The organism is Mycetocola lacteus, from assembly GCF_003667575.1.
Classification (GTDB): Bacteria; Actinomycetota; Actinomycetes; order Actinomycetales; family Microbacteriaceae; genus Mycetocola; species Mycetocola lacteus.
Genome location: NZ_RCUY01000002.1, coordinates 295,834 through 320,888, shown reverse-complemented (window position 1 = coordinate 320,888; position 25,055 = coordinate 295,834). Strand labels below are relative to the sequence as shown.

Below are 25,055 nucleotides of genomic sequence, written 5' to 3'. Positions count from 1 at the left end.
GGAACCATCATGACCACACCCGAGGGCCCCAACACTCCGGACCAGACTCCGGCGGAGGCCTCATCCACCGAGGTCAAGAAGTCGCGAACCGGCCTGTGGGTCGGTATCGGCATTGCAGTTTTGGTGGTAATTGCGGTGGTGATAGCCGTGGTTTCGGGTGCGTTTGGTGGGAAATCGGGTGCCGAATCTCCGAGTCCGAGCGCTTCGGTCTCGGCATCTCCTTCGGCATCTCCTTCGGCATCTCCCTCGGAGACACCGTCGGCGACACCGGATCCGTCGCCGAGCGCGCCCGCGAGCGCGGCGCTCCCGGCAGACTGCACGGCGGTCTACTCGCCGGCGTTCCTGGCCGAATATGCCGAGCGCAACCCGTTGAATGATGCCACGAATTCACTTGAAGGTTCCACGGATGAGAAGACCCTCGCGCTGATCAAGGCTGCGTCCGCCCATCAGCTTCGCTGCACCCTCGGTGGTGCCGGTGAGAGCGGTGCCTCGACGATTGTTTCTCAGGTCACCCCCGAGCAGCAGGCAGCCGTGCTCGCGGTGCTCGCCGAACGTGGTGCAACCTGCGGCACCGAGCTGAACGGAACCCTGTGCCAGATTGTGACCCTGCACGCCGAGGGCATTGACCGCACCTGGGAGACCAGCTACTTCCGCGACGGACTGTGGGTTCAGGCCGAGCAGGTGCAGTTCCTGGACAAGCGCGACTTCATCACCGACATCGTGCACACCGTCTTCGGGTCCTAAACCCGGTCACAGTATCCCGCGTCCCGTCGCTCTCTCCCGAGAGTGGCGGGACGTGGGCGTTTAACGTGTCGCGCAGGGGGTGTCGTGATGACGCATATAACGAGCGAAATTTGCGTGTTTCTTCTTGCGACAGGTGTGGCATCATTTTGCGCCATTCCGCGGGAGCACTGACGGCGGCGCGACCGCGGAACATGCAGTCTGGATTTGGCCTCGTCCCGGGCGTAGTCGGCCAGCCACACGCGGTTTTCGCCGTCATTCCACCGCAAAACATAGCGAATGTTTTTGATCAGATAATCCGCCGGACACACGGTGTGGAGCAACGCAAAACTAATCGGGTTTTTCAAGTCGAAACGGCCGAAAATATCAAGGTGGCCGACTGAATCGGAGTCGAGGCCCCGATGCCGACTACTTGCCCCATTCGCGGGGATGATTAACCTATTGGTCAGAACGTAGCCTTGGAGCCATGTACGCATCAACGGGGGTCATAGACGGCGAATACCCCACGACACAACGCCGGGGCTTTTCGCGCCTTCTCGCGAGTTTGCTCACACTCATCCTCCTGGTTACCGGGTTTACCGTGCTCGGGGGAGCTCCCGCGCAGGCCGCGACCGGGGCCTTCAACGCCGCCAGCATCACCGTCGACAACGACGGGGTCTCGGCGGTCCCGGGAGACACCTCCCGCACCGACGGTATCGTCGCGATTCGCAACTCCGTTGTGTTTAGCTGGCGCACCGAGTTCACCAGCCTGACCGACGGCGTGATGACGCAGACCCTGCCTCCGCTCTGGAAGTGGGATGCGGCAAGCCTTGCAAAATCCGGACTGAACTCCACCGGCGTGACCGGCGGATACCGTTCGTCCTACGTGCTCAGCGAGGACGGTCGCACGGTGACCGCCACCGTCTCCGCCACCGAGGACGCGGGGGGAACCGTATCCGTTTCGTTCCCGAACCTGATCGCGGTGGTCCCGGAGACAGCCGATGTTCCCGGTAGCAACACCTACGTTCCGACCCTCACCGTGATCGACGAGGCCGGCGACCGGACGGCGGATATCGCCGGTCCGGTCAAGGACCTCAAGGTAGTCTCGCAGCAACGTGCAGACCTGCTGACCGTCCAGTGGCAGCTCGCCCCAAACGGGCAGGAGACCACCTTTGACTTTGGTGACGGACCCGAGCCGGCGATTCGCCGCTACTCCGAGGTTTGGCTGACTCAGCCGAGCGCGGCCGGGGACCGTCCGTATCTGTGGGCCGACAATGCTCGGGTCCGGGTGGACGTCAATCTCACACATCATGGTGAGCCGTATACCGGTCCGTTGGGGATTAAACACTCCGATTCCTCGCAGGTTGCCCTAGGAAAGTCCACCCTCGAAAACGTTGCGGCGGATAACCGAAGCTTTGAACTGAACTTTGTCTCAGGTGGCCAGAACGTCTCGTATTACCTGGCGGTTATCGACTACTTTGTGCCGCTTCGGCTGGCTGATGACCTGGAGGTCGCCGGTGGTGAACAGATTCACCTGAAGGGCACCGTGTCCTATGTGACGCCTCCGACCACCGTCGAGGGTAACCCCCCTGGTCAACGTCAAGCCCGACGGGGAGCCGCTGGCGATGGACTTCGCATATGTGCGGGGGATCGAGACGCGTCCGGCATCCGTATTGGGTCGAGTCGCCTATCGCAACGTTCCGCTCTCCACCATCGCCGAGTGGAACACAAACGTGCTCCCGGGATTTGATGGCGGTGACCTCAACACCACGTTCCGGCCCGAGGCCACGCATCCGCGAAATACCACCGAACCGTGGACCGTTGTCCCAACCACCAAGACCAACCTCTACGTGTATAACAAGCCAGGGGAGTTCGAGCTCAACCTCGAGGGCGGCAACACCATTCAGCTTGGTCAGCCTCAGGGCCGTGGGTATACCTGGTTCACCGAGGGGGCCGACTATCGCATCTACTACACGACAGACGTCGCGGATGCACAGGCGGTGCCCGGCCCCAACCCGGCCGAAATGGCCTGGACTGAGCGCTCGGCCTATACGGGAGACCTCAAAGCCGTCACCGGTGTTCGCGCCGAGTACCTGGCTAATGACGGGACGTGGAATCCGGCACCCGAAAGCAGTGTGAACGATCTGGCGTTGACCTTCCGGGTTCCGGTGAAGGTGACCCGCCCCTTACCCGTCCACACCGATCTCAACGACACCGGGTCCGCCTACATGCAGGGTTGGGTCACCGGAGCCACCACCGAGCCGCTGAACCTAGGCGAACGTCAACTCGTGAACGTTCGTCAGGCGAACGGAACGCTCGCCATGAAGGTCAATGCACTCGACCAGCAGGGAAACCCTGCAGATCCGTGGCGTAACAACATTCTTGCCGGTGAAACCGTGCGCTATACCGTGACCCCCGGAACGCTCCTGAAGCCGGCGAACGCAACCGAGGAGGAGAAGATCCTCAGGAACGCGAAGTTTGAGCTGTGTTTACCGGCGAACGCGGTGGACTATTCGCTGGCACCGTTGGATCGAGACCTCTGGGATGCGGAGTACTCCGCCGAGGCTTGTGGCGGGATGGCGAAGTTCTCCTCGGGAAAGGTGATTCTCACACCGAAGTTCGATGTGCGGGTGGACCAGCCGATTCCCGCCTACGAAATCGATGTGACCACCAACGTGTTCCCACCAAACACCAATGGCGGAATCTTTGAGGCCGGTGCCACCATGCACGCCGACGGGTTGGGGACCTTTACCAGCGGTGCGGGATGGAGCGGTCTTAGTGCGATGACCAGTGTCTACGCATTTGCTGCAGCACCCACGGTGGCCCTCTACAGCGTCACTCGTAAGGCACCCGAGGTAGCACCGTCGGTGAGCCCCGAGTTCACCCTCACCTGGGGAAACTATCAGCCGGGACCGGATGGGAAGGCCTCGTTTGTGACGGTCCTGCCCTATAACGGAGACGCCGCGGGAACCTCGGTCAGTGGACCGCTGACCCTGAGCTCAGCCTCGCTGAAGGCACCGGGAAACACCGGTTCGATCCTGCAGATCACGATCGATCCGGCCATTCGTGCCGAGGGTGCCGGTCAGGCCCCTGCCGAGAATGTGACCTGGATCAACTATGCCTCGGCAACCCCCGAGCAACTCGCTCAGGCCACCGGCCTGCGCTATGTCGCCGATAAGCTGCCCGTGGGGCCCAGCGGTGTGGGGAGCATGACCTTCACCCTGAATGCGCCGGAATCCAAGAACGGTGACGTCGTCTTTGCCTCCGCCTCGGGCATTGTCAACGAGGGTGTCACCGGTTCTCAGGTCGTCCTGGCCACCGGTAAGGCCGCACGGGTCGATGTGATTGACACCTCGATTCGCGGGACCATCTGGCACGACCTGGACGGCAACGGATCGTTTGGGGACGAGCCTGGTCTCGGCGGTGTGAGTGTTGCGCTGCTGCATGAGGACAAGTCGCCCGTGCTCGCCGAGGACGGAACGCCGGTAACGGCCGTGACCGAGGAGGACGGAAGTTACTACTTCGGTTCGATCGCTGCGGGTAACTACCGTGTTGCGGTAGACACCTCGACCCTGAGTGCGGACCAGACCTGGACCTATACCTCGGGCACCGGGGATCCGGTCTCCGACCCGGTGACGCTCGCCAAGGGCGATGACAGCGTGGGTACCGACTTCGGTTTCCGTGCGCTGCCCGCGTCCCTGACCCTCACCAAATCCGGTGTGGCCCCGGCCACCGTGGCCGCCGGCGCGAACCTTCCGTTCACGTTTGTGGTCACCAACACCGGGGAAACCGCGCTGACCGACGTCGCGATTACCGATGCCCTCCCGGGGATCGGTGCGATTACCGTGGCAGCCTGGCCGAACCCGGCAACCCCCGGTGTTCTGCCGGCCGGGACCAGCATCACCGCAACCGCCAACTATGCGCTGACCCAGGCCGATGTGGATGCCGGTGGCGTCACCAATAATGCGCAGGTAAGCGGCACGACGCCCACGGGATCCGTGGTGGACGCCGACGCCAGCACCACCGTTCCGCTCTCAGGTGTGGCTGGACTGGGTCTCACCCTGACCGGAGCCGTGGCGAGCGAGCCGGTGGCGGTGGGGGACACCGTAACCTTCACCTACCTGCTGGCCAACACCGGCAACACCACGCTGACCGATGTGGCGCCCGCATCCAAGCTCACCGGACAGTCGGACTTCGTGCCCGGCCTCTGGCCGAGCGCCGCGGGCACCCTGGCACCGGGACAGACCGTCAGCTTCACCACGACGATCGTTGTTACCCAGGCGATGCTTGATGCGGGCAAGGTGGTCAACCCTGGTACCGGGGCTGCCACCGATCCCGCCGGGACTCCGGTCAACGCGGATGCCATCGTGACGGTTCCGCTGGTTGCCGCCTCCGCACTTGACGTGCAGGCGAGTGCGGCGATCCCGTCGGGGGTTGCCGCGGCCGGGGAGAGCGTGGAGTACACGCTCACCGTGACCAACTCGGGTAGCGCCCAGCTGGAGAACGTGCAGCTGGACCCGAACGGCCCCTGGGCGGGTAAGGACTTCACCGTCGTCTGGCCCGATCCCACCAAGCCCGGCGTGCTGGGTGTGGGTGAATCGGCCACAATCGTGATCACCGATACGCTGACCCAGGCCCAGGTTGACGCGGGGCTGGTCTCCGCGGATGACCTGGTTGTCGAGGGAACCGATCCGAGCGCCACCACGGTGATCGGAACCGGAACCGCCTCGCTGGTGCTGAGTCCCGCCGTCGCGGTGAGCCTCACCGCAACCGGCGAGATCAGCGGGGAACCGGTCGCGGGCAGCCGAGCCGAGTACAGCATGCTGATCACCAACACCGGTGCCACCACGCTGACCGCCACCGAGCTCACCTCGCAGCTCGCGGGGCTGGGAGAGATAACCTTCGGGCCCATCCTGACCCGCGCCGCGGTTCCCGGAGCGCTGGCACCCGGTGCCAGTGTGACGGCCCGGGCCGGTATCGACCTCACCCAGGCGCACGTGGATGCGGGCAAGATCGTGAACCCGCTGAGTGTCACCGGAACCGCTCCCTCGGGCGCAACCGCCACGGATGCTGACGAGGTTGTGCTTGAACTCGTCGGTGCCCCGGGGATCACACTCACCAAGACCGCGACCCTCGAGGGTGACCAGATCCGCTATGCGTTTACGATCACTAACACCGGCGCGGTCACCCTCGCCGGGGCGGCGATCACCGACGCCCTGCCGGGTCTTGGAGCCATCACCTACGTGTGGCCCGCCGAGGCGGGAGTGCTGGCACCCGGTGCGACCGCAACGGCTGAGGCTACACTCACCGTGACCGATGCGCTGCGGGGCACCGCGGTGATCAACCAGGCCAGCGTCACCGCTACGGCACCCAACGGTGACCCGGTGACCGCGACCGATACGGTGAGCGTGGATGTGCCCGCGGCACCCGGCATCACCGACCCGGGCGGACTCGCACTCACCGGTGCGGGCCTGGTGTGGCCGATCCTGATCGCGCTGATCCTGCTGATCCTGGCGGGTGCGGGGCTTCTGATCTGGAAGCGTCGTCGCGACCGGGACCGTGAGGTCACCGAGTAGTACTCGAAAGCGCAACGCTCCCCGTGCCGTGTTGGCACGGGGAGCGTTGCTCTGTGCGGGCATTGGAGTGGGGCAAAAAAGCTCCCAGAAAGTACGGCGACTTTTGCAACAGTCGTTGGCTAATTCATGGATTAACCTGGTTTTTTCCACGGAACCGAACGTTGAACGGTCAATATGCGACACTGATATACCGGCATCGAATTATCGCGATTAGCGTTCACTATTATGACGATATTTACGCCCGGGCCGAACGCTGCCCCAGTAACACGCCTTCGCTGGCGGCGGTCACGGCTTCTCGCCGGGATCGTCGCCTCGGCCCTCGCCATCGGTGGCCTGGTGGTGCTCGACACCACCAATGCCCACGCGGCCGAGGGCTCCTTCCTGCAGTCGTCCGTCTCAATTGACGACGACGGTATCTCCGGTGTTCCCGGAGACGAATCCAAGACCGACGGCCTCGTGGCCGTACGCAACAGCGCCTACTTCAGCTGGCGGATGAGCCTCAATGAGCTCAAGGACGGCACGATCACCCAGACCCTGCCCCCGCTCTGGAGCTGGGATCTGGCCTCGATCAATGCCTCGGGAATGCACAACCCCGAGGGTGTGAGTGGGTATACCTCCGGCTTTGAACTGACCAACGACAACCGTACCCTGACCGCCACGGTTTCGGGCACGGGTACCTCGACCGGCGCGATGAGCGTGGTGTTCCCGCGTCTGCGCGCGGTCGTGGGGGCCGATGCCACCTCGGGTGAGAGCATCAAGTATGCCCCCGAGGTGACCGTGACCGATAAAGACGGTTCACGTACCGCGGAGGTTCGTGGCGACGTGAAGTCACTCGATGTTGTCTGGCGCAACCGCGTTCAGACCGTCATCAACGTGGGAAACAATGCCGGTGGCGCCAACGAGACCTTCGACTTTGGTGCCGGACCCGAGGATGCCCTGCGCATCAACGGTGGAATCTGGACCCAGAACCCGGGCCAGGCCGGAGACGCAACCTTCGAGCTGGGGAACAACCACAAGTACGTGGGTACCCTGGAACTGAAGACCCGCGACGGGCGGCCGTACACCGGACCGATCTCGTTCACCATGCAGCCCGACGCCCGCGGCACCTACGGTCTCCTGGACTATAAGTACGACCAGGCCACCGGAAAAATCACCGTAAAGTTTGATCGCAGCGAGGTGCAGACCCAGCAGTTCTCCCTCCTCTACCAGGTCCGCATTCCCAAGAAGAATGCCCCGGATATCTCCACCACCAGCCTGGATAACATCATCCAGGCGCACTATTCCTTCGTGAAGGATGGCGACTGGAAGACCCAGGACGGTTCCCCGATCGTGGACGCCACCCCGCAGGGCGTCTCTTCCTGGGGTGAATTCTACTACCGCACTACCCCGACCGGTGGTGGCGGCGGTGCCGGCGCACAGTACACCTACCACGTGTGGGACAGCACCCTCAAGACGCTCTACAACAACACTCGGCTGATGCCGGGTACGGATATCAGGACGCAGTCGTACTACATTCCGCTGGCCACTCAGAACGACGGCGACGCCACCTTCTACCCGCAGCCCATCGCCGACACCACGATGTATAACCTGTGGAACCCCGATCAGATGACGCTCAAGGACCCCTCTGACATTCGATTCCAGGTGCGTACCGCGGCCCTCCCCGAAGAAACGTTCAACACGTTTGTTGAGGGCACCGATTACCGTCTGTACTACACCACCCAGACCTGGGGGCCGCTGATGCAGCGCCAGGATATGAACGCCGCCACCTGGACCCTGCGCTCGGACTTCACCGGCGCACTCAACACCGTTTCCGGTGTCAAGGTCGAGTACATCAAGAACGGTGGCGTGTACGCTCCCGAGGGGAACGTCGACCGTGACCGTTTTGGCCTGCGCCTCAATGTGCCGCTGACCGTCATCAAGGAACTGCCTAAGGGCACCGAAGAGGCAAACGACGGTGTCGTTCCGACCCAGGGACTGATCTACACCCACGCCGCTCCGGTGGGCGAAGCCGTGGGCCCGCTCGGTATCGCCTCGGGTGCCCAGAACGTGTTTGTCCGCATTGCCGAGGCAACCCTGCCGATCGCAGTGAACGCGATCGATGGCAACAAGAACCCGGTCGTTCCCGCCCGTCAGCGAATCCTGGCCGGAGAGTCGGTGCGCTACACGGTGCAGCCGCAGTTCTCTTGGCTCGCCGTCGGCCTGACCGAGGCCGACAAGGTGGTTAAGAACGCTCGATTTGAGGTCTGTCTGCCGCCCAACGCCAATGCGATCGATCTGGCTCCGATCGACAAGACCCTGTGGAACGTCACGATCTCCCCGGAGGCGTGTGTCACCCCGAACGGTGCCTGGAACAAGCCCTTTAGCGGTCTGGGCAAGCTCGTGGTGACCCCGAAGTTTGACCTGCGCGTGGATAAGCCCGTGCCCTCGTTCGCCGTGGACATCGAGACCTCGATGATTCCGCCGCGGAACCAGGAGGGTTCGTTCGACGCGATGGCCTTCTTCTGGGGCGACGGCTTTACCCGTAACGGTGCCGAATGGAACTTTGTCGCCGTCGCGAACTGGGTGCGCGGCTTCGCTACCGCACCGGCTATCGCCCGCTATGAGCTGACCAATGAGGCACCCGAGGTGGGCGGCGGAGACTCCGTTTCCTTCACCCTGAACTGGATGAACTACCAGCCCGGTCCCTCGGGTCAGGCCAGCTTCGTTGCGGTTCTGCCCTATAACGGGGATGCCGCCGGAACCAAGCTCACGGGTCCGCTGACCCTGGAGAGCGCCGTGCTCGATATGAAGCCCGAGACCGGCTCGACCCTGCAAATCTCGGTGGATCCTGCCGTGCGTAACGGGAAGACCGGCGACGCTCCGGCCGGCGAGGTGGAGTGGATCAACTACGCCGATGCCACCCCGGAACAGATTGCCGCGGCCACCGCGATCCGAGTCTCGATCGAGACGCTGACCGTGGGCCCGGACGGCGTGGGATCGGTGACCATCAACATGGCCGCCCCGCAGTCCCAGGCCGGCGATGAGATTAAGCTCAACGCCACTGGCATTACCAACATGGGCGACCCCGGTTTCGAGGCGACCCTGGGTAAGGGACAGCCGAGCACCGTGAGTGTCGTGGACAGTGTCATCTCTGGTGTGATCTGGAACGACGCCGACGGCAACGGCATCCGCGCCGCCGGTGAGGACGGACTGCGTGCGGTCACCGTATCCCTGGTAGACGCCGCCGGAAAGCCGGTTCTGGATGGTGCGGGTAAGCCGCGTCAGGCCACCACCGACGCTTCGGGTGCCTACTCGTTCGGCAGTCTCACCGCCGGTTCCTACCGCGTGGCCGTAGACGTCAAGACTCTGCCCGCAACCGAGCAGTGGAAGTACACCTCGGGTGCCGGAGAACCGATCTCCGCCTCGACCTCGGCCGTCCTGAATGGCGAGGTTGCAAATGTCGACTTCGGTTTCCAGGCGCTGCCGGTGGGGATCACCTTCACCAAGACCGGTGCCGCTCCCGCCAAGATCGCCGCGGGTGAGCCCGTCACCTTCACCTTCACGGTGACCAACTCGGGGGGAACCGAGCTGCAGGGTGTAGCCATCACCGATAAGCTCGCCGGCCTGGGTGCCGTCGAGTTTGGTGCCTGGCCCGATGCCGCACGCCCCGGCGTGCTGCCGGTGGGTGCGAGCGTGTCCGCGACCGCACTCTACCCGCTGACCCAGGCCGATATCGACCGCGGTAGCGTCACCAACGACGCCACCGTGACCGGTCAGAGCGCCGAGGGCAAGTCCGTCACCGAAAAGGCTCAGGCCGTGGTGCAGCTGCCCGGAACCTCGGCGATCGCCCTCGCCCTGACCGGAACCGTGGATTCCACGGATCCGGCCAACAACGTGAGCGGCGACCCGGTGAACTACGAGTACACGGTGACCAACACCGGTTCGCAGACCCTGACCGGCGTCACCCTGACCTCGGAGCTCAAGGGCCTCTCGACCATTACCTTCGGGTCCTGGCCGAAGACCGCGGGCACCCTGGCACCGGGTGAGTCGGTGACCGCCACCGCGAGCACCAAGCTGACCCAGGCGCACATCAACGCGGGGGTCATCACGAACCCGAGTTCGGTGACCGCACAGAACCCTGCCAAGGCGGATGTGACCGCGGCGCAGAGCCTGGACATTCCGCTGGGGGCAACCAGTGGCATCCAGATTGTGGCCAGCGGCACGGTTCCCTCCGGGGTCTCCGCCGCAGGGGAGGGCGTCGAATACTCGGCGACCTTCACTAACGGTGGCGGCACCACGCTCACCGATGTGAAGCTGGACCCGGCCTCGCCGTGGGCGGCCAAGCCGCACACCATCGTCTGGCCGAACCCCGCTGCCCCCGGCGTGCTGGAGCCCGGCCAGAAGGCCTCGGTTGCCTTCACCGACGCGCTGACTCAGGCGCAGGTGGATGCGGGCAAGGTCATCGCCGATGACTTCGTGGTGGTGGGTACCGACCCGTCGGCTGCCACCGTGACCGCCTCGGCACCGGTAGAGATTCTGCTGGACCCGGTGGTAGCGATCAGCCTGACCGCAACCGGTGAGGTTGTGGGCGAGCCCATCGCCGGCAGCCGCGCCGACTACGAGATGGTCATCACCAACACCGGTGCGGCCACTCTCACCGAGACCGAACTGCTGTCCGATCTCAAGGGTCTGGGTGACATCTCGTTCGGAGACAAGGCCGCCCGCGGCATCGTTCCGAGCGAGCTCGCACCCGGTGCCTCGGTCACCGCGCACGCGTCGATCGACCTGACCCAGGCTCATGTGGACGCGGGCCAGATCGTGAACCCGGTGAACGTCACCGGAACCAGCGCGCTGGGCAAGACCGCGGTGGACACCGACGAGGTTGTGCTGGCTCTGCCGGGCACCTCGGGCCTGGCCCTGGTCAAGACCGCCACACTCGTGCGCGACGGTGCTGGAATCGACTATGCGTTCACGATCACCAACATCGGAACCGTGACCGTTTCCGAGATCGCGATCGCCGATCAGATGCCGGGCCTCGGTGAGGTCACCATGGTGTGGCCGGGGGCCGAGGGTGTGCTGGCACCGGGTGAGGTTGCCACCGCAACCGCAGCCTACGCCACCACCGAGGCGGATCACGGCACCACCGTGACCAACCTGGCCTCCGTCACGGGTGTTGACCCCACCGGCGACCCGGTCGAGGCCTCGGCCACCGCCCAGGCGGATGTCCCGAAGCTGGCGGATCCCCCCGGGATCCTCTCGCTCACCGGTGCCGAGGGTGCGGGGCTGTTTGCCACGCTGGTTCTGCTGCTGCTCCTGGCTGGTGCCGCGCTCATCCTCTGGAACCGCAAGCGCGAGCGTAACGCCTAGCGAGACGCCGCAGTGCACACCGCCGGGGTGGATCATCATGATCCGCCCCGGCGGTGTTTGCCGTGGGGCACGGATCGATCGCAACTCGGTAACAAAGTGGTGATTCCCCACCCAAATCACACGGAGGGCTCGCGCAATGCGCTTATTCTAGAACGGGCGTATTTGCGCCGGATGACCGTGCCATGGGAGGAACCAGGATGACCGAAACCGGTCCGGGAACCGACCCGGCAACCCCCGAGGACGCTGGGGAGGCCGCCGAACCCACACGGAGTTCGAAGCGCACCACCTGGATCATCGTGGCCGCGGTGGGTGCCCTGGTGGTCATCGCGTTGATCGTGTGGGCACTGGTTGCCCGGGCGGCACCCGCGGGCCATGTCGACGCATCCGCATCCGCCACGCCCTCGGCCTCTTCCACCCCCTCATCGTCACCGGCGGCCTCGGAAACCCCGAGCGCGTCCCCCTCTCCGACCGCCTCTTCGAGCCCAAGCCCGACGGTGCCCACACTGACGCTGCCCACCGACTGCTCGGCCATCTATTCGGGGCCGATGTTCGCCTCGCTGCGGGCTCTTCAACTGCCGCTGAACGACCCCTCGCTGGCCGACGAGACCGGCACCGCAATCCCCGAACTCGATACCCTGCTGCGCGCCAACCCCGGTTTGCACTGCTCCTGGGGGCTACCCAGCGAGCTGGGGATCAACACCAACGTCACCCTGATCGACCCCGCCGCCGCCCAGAACATCGAGGCCACGCTGGTCGCTCGCGGGGCAACCTGCGAAGAAAAGGACGACGGTACGCTGTGCACCCTGGTCCACGTGGGCCCGGGCATCGAGGACTGGGCCGAGGGCGACCCGCAGGCCGGCGAAAACCACTTCTTCCGGGATAACGCCTGGATCGCCACCCACTGGAGCACCGTCGAGATGAACGGGTACACCCCGGACATCGTGCACACCCTGTGGCCCTAGCGGCCGGACCGGCTTCCTGTGTACCGCCTCGATATGAGTCTTGGTACCCCGCGCCCCGAGCACGACAGCGAGGCGAACATGGCAGACTGGGTGTACACCGTGCTGCCGATCCGATCGGTGCCACTTCGCGACTGAAAGGGCGAGCGTGAGCGATCTTCCCCCTTACCCTCCCCGACCCCAGGGGCCCGATAGCGCCGGAATCACCTCGGAACCGATCGGGGAGACCCCCGACCCGCTGGTGACCGGGGGAATTCCCGCGCTGCCGCTCACGGTCCCGCCAACCCCCGCGCCCCGACGCGCTCGTGGCCCGCGCTGGGTGCTGGGGATCATTGCCTCGATTCTGGTCCTGATCGCGATGATCGCCGGTGTCATCGCTATCGATAACGGTGCCCTCAATCTGTCGGCTCCCAGTTCGACCAGCGGCAGCGCGAACGAGCGCCCCCGTCCCGAGGTGGTTCCCGGACCGGTCCCCGTGGTTACCCCCGCACCCTCAGATGTGCCCTCGGCCACCCCCTCCACCTCGCCGGTCGCCGAGGGGCTGCCCGCCGACTGCGATGCGCTCTACTCGGATGCCTTCAAGGCTGCCCTCGCCGCCGATGGTGCCCCCAATACCGCGGCGGGTCTGGCCTACAGGCCCACCACCGATTCGCTGCTGGAACCGCTGCTGGCGACCCCGGGGTCGCTGCGATGCAGCTGGGGCGACCCCGCCTCCCGGGGGCTGCTCACCACGATCGCCTCGATCGGGAAAACCTCGGCCGCCAATGTGGTTACCCGGCTGGAAAGCCTCGGCGCCAAGTGCTACGCGGAGTTCTCCGGGACCCGCTGCGTGCGCAGCATGACCGGAACCGGCGGCCCCCGCGGCGAATCGCACCTGCTACGCAACGGCATTTGGATCTCCACCTACTGGACGTCCTTTAGCCCCGACGGCTACACCGCGGAGCTTGCCAAGCACGTTTTCCCCGCCGGTCGATAACCTCGGCACGGGGGTCACGGTCGCCAGATTTTGCGCCCTGACCGGCCCCGCTCCCACCAAAGAGGCCGTTGTGGCGATAAAGTATGCCCAAGCGAGCGCGAAATCACGACCCGCAGTGAGTGAGGAGTATCGACATGCCCGAGAACACCACCGGTGCCGAGCAGCCGGATTCTGACGCAACCACGCCGGTCACACCACCGCCTTCCGCCCCCGCGAATGGGCAGCCGACACCGCCATTGACCAAGCCTGCCGATCCCGCCACGGCTACCTCGGCCGAGGACACCACCGTGACCGCGACCGTACGTGACCTGGGTGAGGAGATCACCGGAACGACCGCGGATGCGGTCACCGCGGGACCACCCACCGAACCCGCACCGATCCCGTCGGCCGCGTGGAGTCCGCTGGGGGAGGCCGCCGATGGCGGGCCTGCCGCGGGACCAGTGGATGCTGCCGGACCAGTGGATGCTGTCGCCGAGCCCACCGAGCCCTTCGTGGTGAATGCCTCGGGTGCCATCGATCTGCCTGCGGCCGAAAGTGTTGCCGGCGACCCCGCGCTCGTCGAGAGCGCGGCCGACGCCCGCGCAGCTGCCGAGAGCCCGGCTGCCGAGAGCCTGGCTGCCGAACAGTCCGCACCGGTCGAGTCGGCCGTCACCGCAGAGACCGTTGCTCTCGCCGAGACAACTGCCCCCGTCGAGCCTGCCCCGCCCGTCGAGCCTGCTACCCCGGCCGAGCCTGCTGGCCCCGCCGTCGCCGCCTCGGGTCTGCCGCTGGTAGACCCGGCACCCCCGGTGGATCCCGCGCCCCCGGTGCGCCATTCCGGGGTCGTGCCCGATCCCGCACCACAGCCCGATCGTGGGCTGGCCGGGCAGTCCCGTGCGGTTCCCCTGGCGGCATCCACTTCCGAGGCTGATGCCGAGTGGGTGGGCACCGAAACCGTGGCGCTGGACGCCTCCGAACTTCCGGGTGCCGCATCCGCCGCGCAGGCGGCCGAACCCGCGCCGACCATTCTGCCGCCCGAGCCACAGCCCGAACCGGCGGTTGCCCCGGCCCTTACGGCCCCGGCCGTCTACGTCGAGGCCCCCGAGCGTCCGCGCCGTGCGGGCAACCGGCTGGCCGGAATTCTGATCGGGATTCTCGCCACCATTGTGTTTGCCGCCGCCTTCTTCGGTGCCAACTATGGTGTGCGTGTGCTGACCAACGAGCCCACCGAGCCGCTGCCGCTCATCTCGGCCGCCTGGTTCTGGGGTGCGACCGCATTCTTCTTCCTCGGCACGGTCTTGATGGCGGCGATTATCAACCGCGGCCCCTGGTGGGCGCACGTTCTCGGTGGCCTGCTGGTGGGTCTCTTCGCGGCCGCGGGGACCGTGGGCGGGCTGCTGCTCGCCGACGCCTACACGATCTTCCCCGAGGATCTGGGCACCGCGCTGATCGAGCGCACCTTCAGCGTCCCGACCCTGATCGCGTTTATCGTCGGCCGTGAGGTTCCGGTCTGGTTCGGGCTGTGGGTGTCGGCTCGCGGCCGTCGCCTGACCACGCGCAACCAGGAGGAACTGGCCGAGTACGAGCGCCAGATCGACGCGGGCCCACAGCTGGCTCGCTAGTCGGTCCGGATGATCACCCCTCGCCCCTCCCTCGCTCGCGCGGCGGGCTATACTGCGGCGGCCACGCTGGTGTACCTGGCCGCGGTGATCGCGGGTTTTGGGATGGTGAGCCTGTTCACCGATACCGAGGTTGTGGACGAGTCCGCGCTCGGCACCCTTCCGGGACCGATTGCGATTGTGGTGACCGGGGTGCTGTTTGCGCTCGGCGCGCTCTGGGCTCTCGACCGCGCCGGCCGCGGCGATGCCTCGGCCGCGAGCTGGGCGACCCGGATCCTCAGCGCGTTCTGGATCGGGCTGGCGGTGCTGGCAGGCTATACCGCAAGCCTGGTGATTGCGCTGGTGTGGAACGGCCTGGACGAGTTCACTCCGGCCCTCGTGCACATCCTGCTGCGCCCCTATCCCTGGACCGCGGCGGCGATCGCCAGCGCGATCATCCTGGCCCTGCTCCCGCTCTCGGCGGCGGCTCTGCGCGGCCACACCCCGCGTCGCTGGTACTGGGAAGACGACGAATCCGAGTAGTTCCTGAGCGCGGAACACAAACGGTTGTGCGCGGTCGGCAAAGTCGTGCTATGTTTTTCCCGCAGCACTTCGTTAGGCGAGGCTCCTGCACGAATATAGGCCACTGATCTGACGACGTCGAGAGACGCCCAAGATTAGGACAGGTTCTCCCGGATTAAGGGTTAACCCCAAGTGGCTTCCCGCGAGGGATACGTCGTGCAGTGCCAAAGCTCTTACGTGGAGGTAGCGCACCGAAGCCCCCCAAAGCTTCATGCCTTCACGCGCGTGGGAGTGTGTGCATATGTGAAGGAGGTGACCGCGATGAGCGCGGACCATAGTCGTTCGTACCTGACTAACCCAGTACGCGGCCGCCTGGAGAACACTCCGGCCCTGTAGCCGCATGTCCCGATCCTCAGCGAGATCGGGGCGAGTTTATGTCCCGTTGCGAGCCCTCGTAACCGGTGTTTGTTGATGATTCGTCTCCCCAATTGAGGCGGTAATTGTCGCGCCCGGATTCGATCTCGCCGGTTTGAGAAGAGATTCATCATGCGTTTCCCCACCAGCGGCTTCGATGAGGCCACCACGAGCTTCGAGGCGGCAACCCCGCCGCCCACCCGTCCCACCCGTAACCCTCGCCGGTTCACCGAGACCGCCGGCAAGGGGCTGAGCGCCGCGCAGCAGGAACTGCTCCTGCTGGCCACCCACCGCGAGGCCGAGGCCACCATCCTCGCCCAGCAGAGCACCCTCAACGGCCTGACCCCGGACCAGGTGCGCGAGCGCACCGACCGCTTCGGTGCCAACGAGATCGGTCGGGACAAGCCGGCCCCCGCGATCGTCCAGTTCCTGAAGACCTTCCTCAACCCGTTCATCCTGATCCTGCTGTTCCTGGTGGGCGTGATGTGGGTGACCGATGTGTGGATGGCCGACCCGGCCGACGGACCCGACTACACCGGCATGATCACCGTGAGCATCATGGTGCTGGTCTCGGCCGTGCTGCGCTTCTGGCAGGAGTACCGCTCGGCCAAGTCCGCGCAGAAGCTCTCTGCCATGGTGCGCACCACCACCGCGGTGACCCGCCTGGTGGACGGGACCGCGGTGACCCGCGAGCTGCCGATCACCGACGTGGTCCCCGGCGACGTGCTGCAGTTCGCCGCCGGCGACATGCTGCCCGCCGATGTGCGATTCCTGCGCACCAAGGACCTGCAGCTCAACCAGGCCATGCTGACCGGTGAGGCCCTGCCCGCCGAGAAGACCATCGAGGCCGCCCGGAAGGTGCAGATCGCGGACATCCTGGACGCCCCGAACCTGGGGTTCATGGGTACCTCGGTGGTGTCCGGCTCGGGTACCGCAATCGTGATCGGCACCGGCGACAACTCCTACTTCGGCACCATGGCCCGCACCCTGGTGGGGGCCCGACCGGAGACCGCGTTTGATGTGGGTATCCGCCGGGTGTCCTTCACCCTGATCCGCTTCATGCTGATCATGGTCCCGGTGGTGTTCATCATCAACGGCCTGACCAAGGACTGGACCACGGCACTGCTCTTTGGTGTGACCACCGCCGTGGGTCTGACCCCGGAGATGCTCCCGCTGATCGTCACCGCGAACCTCGCCAAGGGCGCCCAGCACATGGCGAAGCACAAGGTGATCGTCAAGCGTCTGAACTCGATCCAGAACCTCGGGGCGATGGACATCTTGGCCACAGACAAGACCGGAACCCTCACCGAGGACCGGATCGTGCTTGAGCGTCACCTGGACGTGGACGGCCGCAGCAGCGAGTCGACCCTCGGCTACGGCGCGATCAATGCCCACTTCCAGACCGGTCTGCGCAACCTCCTGGACGGCGCGGTACTGACCGCCGCCGGCGAGGACGAGCTGGACCGGATCACCGCCGAGTACACCTATGTCGACGAGATGCCCTTCGACTTTGTGCGCCGCCGGATGTCCGTGGTGGTGGGGGACGGGTTCACCCACACCATCATCACCAAGGGTGCGGTCGAGGAGGTCATGGGCCTCTGCACCACCGAGCTGCACGGGATGGAGCAGCGTCCACTGTCGGCCATGCGCCTGATGGAGCTCGAGGACCTGGTCGCCGAGCAGAACGCGCTGGGGCTGCGGGTGCTCGCCGTCGCGATCAAGACCATCGACGAGGTGGGTCCCGAGGGTGATGAGACCGAGTACACCCTGGCCGATGAGCAGAACATGACCCTGGTTGGGTTCCTCGCGTTCCTCGACCCGCCCAAGGCCAGCGCGGCCGAGGCGATCCGTCAGATCCAGACTCACGGCACCACCGTCAAGGTCATCACCGGCGACAACGCACTGGTGGCCGCAACCGTGGGCCGTGAGGTGGGGCTGGATGTGGGCACCATCGTGACCGGACCCGAGATCGAGAACCTGACCCTGGTCGAGCTGGGTGAGCTTGCCGAAACCACCACCATCTTTGCCAAGATCACCCCGACCCAGAAGGCCCGCATCGTCGAGGCGATGCGCACCCACGGACACACGGTTGGTTTTATGGGGGACGGTATCAACGATGCCCCCGCCCTGCGCACCGCGGATGTGGGTATCTCGGTGGACACCGCGGTGGACATCGCCAAGGAATCGGCCGACATCATCCTGCTGGAAAAGGACCTCACCGTGCTTGAGCAGGGCATGATCGAGGGCCGCCGCACCTTCATCAACACGATGAAGTACATCTCGATGACCGCCTCCTCCAACTTCGGCAACATGTTCTCGGTCCTGGTGGCCAGCGCCCTGCTGCCGTTCATCCCGATGATCCCGATCGTGGTGCTGGTCCAGAACCTCACCTACGACCTCTCGATGCTCACCCTGCCCTGGGACAAGGTGGACCCCGAGGACCTGAAGAAGCCCCGCGCCTGGGAGAGCAAGAGCCTCAGCCGGTTCATGATCCGGATCGGACCGCTCTCCTCGATCTTTGACATCACCACGTTTGCCCTGATGTGGTTTGTCTTCGCTGCGAACACCCCCGAGCACGCCGCCCTGTTCCAGTCGGGCTGGTTCATCGAGTCGATCATCTCGCAGACCCTGATCGTGCACCTGCTGCGTACCCGGAAGCTCCCCTTCATCCAGTCGCGGGCCAGCCTCTCGGTGCTGCTGGCCACCGGCGCCGTGTGTGTCTTTGGTCTGGTACTGCCCTTTATCGGATGGGGTCAGAGCCTCGGCCTGGTGCCGCTGCCCTGGACCTACTTCCCCTGGCTGATCGCCACCCTGGCCGCCTACTGTGTGGTGGTACAGCTGGCCAAGCGCCGCTTCATCCGCCGCTTCAACTCCTGGATCTAACCGGCAGATTCCTTCCTGAAACCCCTGTCGGCCGGTGCCGCGTGTTTACCCACGCGACACCGGCCGCACCTATGCTTCCTGGCGCGGTCACCCCGCGTCCGCCTCGATCGGAGACCCTCATGACCATCACCACCCTGACCCCAGAATTCTTCGGCATCGTGTCCGGTTCGCCGGTCGATCTGGCCCTGCGCGTGGGGATCGGCGCGTTCCTCGGGGCGGCCATCGGATTTGAACGGCAGTGGCGTGCGCGCACCGCCGGGGTGCGCACCAACGCCCTGGTGAGCCTCGGTGCCGCCCTGTTTGTGGTGATGGGGGCGTTTAGCTTCAACGGTCCCGACGCCGATCCCACCCGGGTGGCCGCCCAGATCGTCTCGGGCATTGGTTTCCTCGGTGCCGGGGTGATCATGAAGCAGGGTGCCACGATCTCCGGGCTCAACACCGCCGCGACTCTCTGGGCTTCGGCGGCGGTGGGCGCGCTCGCCGGGGGCGGGCTCTACCTGGTGGCGCTTGGGGGAGCGGCGGCGATCATGCTGGCCAACACCCTGCTGCGTCCGCTCGGCCGTGCCCTCGATCGTCGCCGCGGTGAGGAGGGACGCGAGCACCCGGCCGCCGAGTACCGGTTCGAGGTGTACTGCCCGGTGGATGCCGAGGGGGCCGTACGCTCGCTGGTGTTTGACGCGGTCCACCGCCCCGAGTTCACGGTGCTCTCGATCGACGCGCTGGACCTGCCCGATGATGCGGGGGTGCGCATCACCGCGATGATTCGCTCGGATGAGCGCAACGACCGCGAAATTGAGGAGGCCATCGCCGAGGTGATCCGCACCCCCGCGGTGACCGCCGTGCGCTGGAGCGCCGAGGAGATGGCCGAAACCGATTAGGGCACCAACTCCAAGGGGCCGGGAAAACACACGCGGGGTGTGTCCCAAGGACACACCCCGCGTGGTGGTTACCGCGAACCGTTCGGACTAGCCGAGGTCGGTTCCGGTGCGACGACGCCGATTCCAGAACAGGAGTCCGGCACCCGCCAACAGGAACACACTCAGCACCGCCGAGAACAGCGGCACTCCGCCGGCACCGGTGAGCGACAGGATGTCGCCCGGGTCCTTGGGGAGCTTCGCGATCGCGAGCGTGGCCGTGGCCTTGGCCGAGAGCGCGGTTCCGGTCGGATCGGTCCCCGTTGCCGTCGCCACATTGACCACGGTGGTGCCACGGTTGGCATCGGTGATCGAATAGGCGGCGGTGGCGGTCACGGTCTGACCCGGCAGCAGCGTGCCCGCGGTTCCCGGCCAGACGTAGCTGAGCGTACCCAGCGCGGTCATCGGGTCACTCACGGTGACCTTCTTCAGCGTCACGTTTCCGGTGTTCTTCAGCGTGAACGCGTAGTTGATCTTCGACCCATCGGACGAGAGCGTCGCGGTCTTGGCAAAGACCACGGTCCGCTGCACCGGGAGCAGCAGGGTCACGCTGGCGGAGGACTCCGCCGTGGCCTTGCCTGCGGTTTTCGAACGAGCCGTCATGGTGTTGACGATCTTGCCCGCATCCACGTGATCCTGGGTCAGCGCGATTTTTGCCCGCGCATTCACCGAGGCCCCCGGGGCCAGAACTCCGGCCGAGGCCGGGTCCGCCGCGTTGTCGAACTCGAAGTCACCGAGACCGGTGAGATCCGAGGTCAGCTCGGTTTCGGTGAGCGTGGTGGCACCGGTGTTGGTGATGACGGTGTCGTAGGCCGCGGTGCTGCCCTCCGCCGGGTCACCCTCAAGGGTGCCGGTTGCGGCCAGATCAACCGTGGTCACCGGAGTGAGCACGATGGTGGCCGTGGTGGTTGCGGTCCGCTCGGTGCCGCGCGGGTCGGTTCCGGTCACGGTGAACGGATCGGAGGTCACCGAGCCCGCATCCACCTGCTTCTGCGTCAGCTGGGTGACGAAGGTGACCGTGGCCTGCTCGCCGGGCTTCAGCACACCGGGATTGGCCGGGGTGGGCCAGGTGATGATGTGCGGGACCGAAGCCCAGGACGATGCCGGGTCCAGAACCACGCCGGTCAGCGTGTTTCCACCGGTGTTGGTGAACGCAACCTTGTACTCCACGTCCTCACCGGCGGCGGCGACTCCCGAGGGAACGCTACCGGCGGCGGTGATGTCGAGGGCACCGGTTGAGGACAGGGCAACATCTACCGAGGCGGCGGCCCGAACCGTGGTTCCGGCCGGGTTCTTGGCCGTTGCCGAGCTAGCGTTGGTCACGATACCCGCATCGATCTGCTGCTGAGTCAGCGCCAGGGTCGCGGTCGCGGTGACCGTTTCGCCCGGGGCCAGTACGCCGGTCTTACCGGGCCAGGTTCCCGGCGTGATGGCCGAGATTCCGGGCAGCTCCGAGGCGATGTCGAGATCCGTCAGCGTCTGATTGCCGTTGTTGGTGATCGCGTAGTCATATGAGACCGTGTCACCGGGCTTCTGATCGCCCGCGGCAACCGAACCGCGCAGGGTCATCCCCAGCGCCGAGGTACCCGAGAGCAGAACCGTGGCCGAGGCCTTTTCGGTGACGTTCTTTCCCCCGGGGCTGGTGCCCGAGGCGACGGCGGTGTTGAGCACCGATCCGGCATCGATATCGGCCTGGGTGATCGGGTAAGTGGCACTCGCCGAGAGCGAGGCTCCCACCGGGAGGGTTCCCGGCCGGGCCGGATCCGGCCAGGCATCGACGCGCGGGGCGCTGACACCCGGGAGCGCATCATCGATGGTCACCTGAGAAACATCGACCGAGCCGGTGTTGGTCAGGGTGAAGGTGTACTCGATCGGGTTCCCCGCGGCGACGGTGGCCGGAGCCGCGCCTGACTTGGTGAAGGAGAGCGTCGGGGTCTGCGACTGGAAGCCGAAATCGGCATCCGCCACGGTGTTTCCGATGATCACCGGGATCGGGTCGGAGATGGGTTCACCGACGCCGCTGGTAAAGGCCCAGTCCTCGCCCGCGGGAAGCGTCGAGGTGTCTACGCCCAGCCGATAGCTGGCGGTTGCTAGGCCGGTGACCCGGTAGGAACCGTTGGCATCGGTCTGCACCGAGCGCGGGGTTCCGTCGGCACCGAGGATCGGAGCACCGGTGGTATCCAGCAGGTTCACCCGGACATCGGCGAGGCCGGGCTCTCCGGCGGTGCGCGTTCCGTCGCCGTTCTGGTCGTTCCAGACGCTTCCGGTGATGCCGGTGTCGGCGACCTTCACCTCGCTCGGGGTTCCCCCGGCGAGTTTGGTCTCAAACGCCGCATTGCCGAGGTTGGTGACCCCGTTTGCGCCGAGGCGAATACTGTCACCGGCACGAGACTGCGGCGCATCGAGGCGTACATCGAGGCTTCCGATGCCGTCGGTGCCCACGGTCAGGGTGCCTACCGATACGCGCAGCGCGGTTGCCTGGGTGACCTGATCCGCGGTTGCCTGGTCATAGGGCGTCCAGTCGATTTTCTCGGCGGGGGCGGTGGACTGAGTGGTCTCACGGATGCTCGCATCGGTGGTGAGTTCCAGGACCGATCCGGTTCCCGCGTTCGCGTTGAGGGTCGCAGTGGACAGTGAGAGCGGGCCGTTGACCCGGGTTCCGCTCTGATCGCCGTTGGTGGGGAGGACAGCGACGAAGCTCGCGGCCCCCGAGGGGCCGGGCTGATAGTTGAGCCACGAGAGACGGAACTCCGCATCATCCCCGGGCGCGATGACCGGGGCGCTGTTGCTCACCTCATACTGGGCGATCGCCGGAGCGTTGCCCCACATGTCCACGTAGGCGAGGGCCGCGGTATTGCCATAGTTGGCATCCTGGCCTAGGCCGTCACCCCAGAAACCGGCGTGCAGACGGAACGCGCCGCCGCCGTTCTTGGTGGGAACGATCGAGGTTTCAATATCTACCGTGAAGGCGGGGATGGGCTGATCGGCACGCATGTCAAACTTCGGGGTGACAACCAGGCCACCCTTATTGGATGACATCCCGGGCACGGTCTGGCACTTATTCTCGGGGAAGTAGGTGACGTTCCAGAGCTTGGTATCGATATCCTTGGCCGAGTAGCCCACGGTGTTCTCGGGGAAGCAGACCTCAATCTTGGCGTTCTTAATGATCGCGTTGGTGTCGTTCAGTCCCTGTGCCAGGTAGCGGTTACCCGGAGCGACGGTGTAGCGCACGGTTTCGCCGGCGACGATGTTGCGACGCTCGGGGGTCGCGGGCTTCCCATCGAGGTTGAACCCGGTGGCACCCAGGTTGATGTAGGCATCGGCCAGGCGCACGTAGAGCTGACGGCTGACGTTGCGAGAGTAGTAGAGGGAATCGCTTCCGTCGGCGTTGCGGGTCGAGATGTTCACGGCACCCACGTGACGCACGGTGGCGTCATCCAGGGTGCTGCCCAGCTCGGCCAGCGCGCGGGTGAGGTTCAACGGCACAAATACCTGAATCGTGAAGTTCCTGTAGTTTTCCGTCGGTGCGGGGGCATAGATGCCGTTGTTTCCGATCCATTCGAACCGGACACCGGCCACGTCACTGAGCTTGCCCTGATAGGCCGAACGCTCGGTCCAGCTCAGCCCCGCCGGGTTCCCCGGACGGCTGGGATCGGGCACAACGTCGGTGGTGTACGACAGCCGGTAATCGGTGCCCTCCACCAGGTCTCCGAGGGGGGTATTCACCTGGATTTTTGAGGGATCGCGGAACTCGGTGTCCTTGGGATTCCACAGTGTGAAGAGATTGATAGCGCTATCAGCCTGCGCCTGCCACTGGTCGGTGGTCCCCGCGGCACGCGATGCACGCGGGCGGTAGGCGGTCCGGGTCTTATACTCCAGACCCGGCAGCGTCCGTACGTCGTCCAAGACCTTGCTGCCATCGGGGCTGTACAGATCGTGAGCCCAGTCCTGGGCTACGCTCTCGTCTCCGCCGGGTCGCCCATCGGTGTGATAGAACTGCACCGAACGCTTGGTGGCTCCGGGGCCGGTGATGTCGGTGATGGTGTTGCCGGCCGCATCTTTCCAGGTGCCCGTAGCGGTGGGGGCGACGGTGAGCAGCAGCGGCTTCTGATCCTTGTCGTTCAGGTTTGGGGCCAGGCGTCGCGGGATATACACGTAGGTGTTGGTATCGAACCGGTTGGTGGTTTTTCCGGCGGTATCGAACCGGATATTCATGGTGCGCGGGTCGGTGCCGGAGACCGTGCTGGTTGCGGTGCCGTTCTCATCCACGTACTTATCGAATCCAAACGGCCCGCTCCACGGCTGACCGTCAATCGTGAGGGTCAGCGGGGTCGTGAGGTTGATGTTGTCGCCCATCTGGAGCGGGCGATCGCCCAGCCCGACCGCGCTGATGATGCGGAATGCCAGGTGGTTACGCAGTGCCTTTTCGGGTCCGTTGCCGAAGTCGAACTCGGCATCCACGCCACCGGCTGCGCTCGTGGCACCGTTGTAGTCCATCACGATGTAGGCGCGGGACTGGGCGACCACGTCGAGGGTCTTGACCTTGCTGGTGGTGGGGGCAACCCGGGTGCCGGTGGCATCGGTAATGCTCAGCTCCGGGGTATAGCGCTTGCTCTCGGGCTGCTCGGCGCGATCGGTCACGATCGCACGCAGTCGCGGGAACACCACGTTCAGTGCACCGTTGGCCCCGTTGCCGCCGCTGAGGTTCAGGGTCAGCGTGCGGTTGGCGTCGGAAAGTTCGTAGGTGGAGGTGTATCCTCCGACGCCGGTGGGGTTGTCCAGCCCGGCGGATTTGAATGACGTGGGGTCCCAGCTCCAGTTCGGCGGGAGGGTCTGCGTCATGGTGCCGTTCTCAAGCTCGTGCAGGTTTACCCGCCACGTCAGCGAGACGCCATTGCGCAGTGCGACCTTGCCATCGTCGATCGCGTCGTCCCCGGGGACGGGGGAGGTGCCATCGTCATCGATCGTGAGCGCGGCATCGGTAAAGGTGCCGGCCGGCGTGCCTGCGGCCTGGGCGGCCCCGGCGTCGAGGGCGATAATGCTGCCGACCACGAGGAGGGTCGAGAGTGTTGCGGCGAGGAGGCGGGGTGTGCGTTTACGCAAACCCGGCGAGGGGTCGTCAGTGTGGAGATTTATGGGGTTGGTCATGCGGGAAAAAATAACAAGTT

At 65.5% G+C, this 25,055-nt stretch carries 11 protein-coding genes and 1 riboswitch; of the genes, 10 read left to right on the top strand and 1 reads right to left on the bottom strand.

All coding sequences use genetic code 11. The features are described 5' to 3' along the window. Positions 1-9 precede the first annotated feature (9 nt). From D9V34_RS03550 to D9V34_RS03510, 10 genes are all read left to right on the top strand, one after another. Positions 10-744, top strand: coding sequence for a hypothetical protein (locus D9V34_RS03550; protein ID WP_121687522.1), 735 nt, complete (start codon positions 10-12; stop codon positions 742-744). Between the two features lie 541 nt (positions 745-1,285). Then, entirely contained in the window at positions 1,286-2,470 is a 1,185-nt protein-coding gene (locus tag D9V34_RS18030) for a hypothetical protein (RefSeq protein WP_245991862.1), read from the top strand. A gap of 274 nt (positions 2,471-2,744) precedes the next feature. Next, complete coding sequence (locus D9V34_RS18025; RefSeq protein WP_342772983.1) at positions 2,745-6,296, top strand: DUF7507 domain-containing protein; 3,552 nt, start codon at positions 2,745-2,747, stop codon at positions 6,294-6,296. 225 nt (positions 6,297-6,521) lie between these two features. Beyond that, positions 6,522-11,642, top strand: coding sequence for a DUF7507 domain-containing protein (locus tag D9V34_RS03540; protein WP_121687520.1), 5,121 nt, complete (start codon positions 6,522-6,524; stop codon positions 11,640-11,642). 197 nt (positions 11,643-11,839) lie between these two features. Continuing rightward, a complete protein-coding gene (locus tag D9V34_RS03535; RefSeq protein ID WP_121687519.1) occupies positions 11,840-12,604 on the top strand; it encodes a hypothetical protein in 765 nt (254 codons plus the stop codon). Between the two features lie 145 nt (positions 12,605-12,749). Continuing rightward, the gene (locus D9V34_RS03530; protein ID WP_121687518.1) at positions 12,750-13,577 is read left to right on the top strand and encodes a hypothetical protein; all 828 of its coding nucleotides are present in this window, start codon (positions 12,750-12,752) and stop codon (positions 13,575-13,577) included. 134 nt (positions 13,578-13,711) lie between these two features. Next, positions 13,712-15,178: a hypothetical protein gene (locus D9V34_RS03525; protein WP_121687517.1), complete on the top strand. Its 1,467-nt coding sequence runs from the start codon at positions 13,712-13,714 to the stop codon at positions 15,176-15,178. Between the two features lie 9 nt (positions 15,179-15,187). Next, positions 15,188-15,697 carry a hypothetical protein gene (locus tag D9V34_RS03520; protein WP_121687516.1) on the top strand — a complete coding sequence of 170 codons (510 nt, stop codon included), beginning with the start codon at positions 15,188-15,190 and terminating at the stop codon, positions 15,695-15,697. Between the two features lie 61 nt (positions 15,698-15,758). After that, positions 15,759-15,926: riboswitch (M-box (ykoK) riboswitch) on the top strand. Positions 15,927-16,222: 296 nt separating this feature from the next. Beyond that, on the top strand, positions 16,223-18,973 hold the full coding sequence (gene mgtA, locus D9V34_RS03515) for a magnesium-translocating P-type ATPase (protein WP_121687515.1): 2,751 nt from the start codon (positions 16,223-16,225) through the stop codon (positions 18,971-18,973). Positions 18,974-19,092: 119 nt separating this feature from the next. Further along, entirely contained in the window at positions 19,093-19,851 is a 759-nt protein-coding gene (locus D9V34_RS03510) for an MgtC/SapB family protein (RefSeq protein WP_121687514.1), read from the top strand. A gap of 87 nt (positions 19,852-19,938) precedes the next feature. Here D9V34_RS03510 and D9V34_RS03505 read toward each other — a convergent pair whose 3' ends face one another. Then, the gene (locus D9V34_RS03505; RefSeq protein ID WP_183091828.1) at positions 19,939-24,939 is read right to left on the bottom strand and encodes a DUF7507 domain-containing protein; all 5,001 of its coding nucleotides are present in this window, start codon (positions 24,937-24,939) and stop codon (positions 19,939-19,941) included. Positions 24,940-25,055 lie beyond the last annotated feature (116 nt).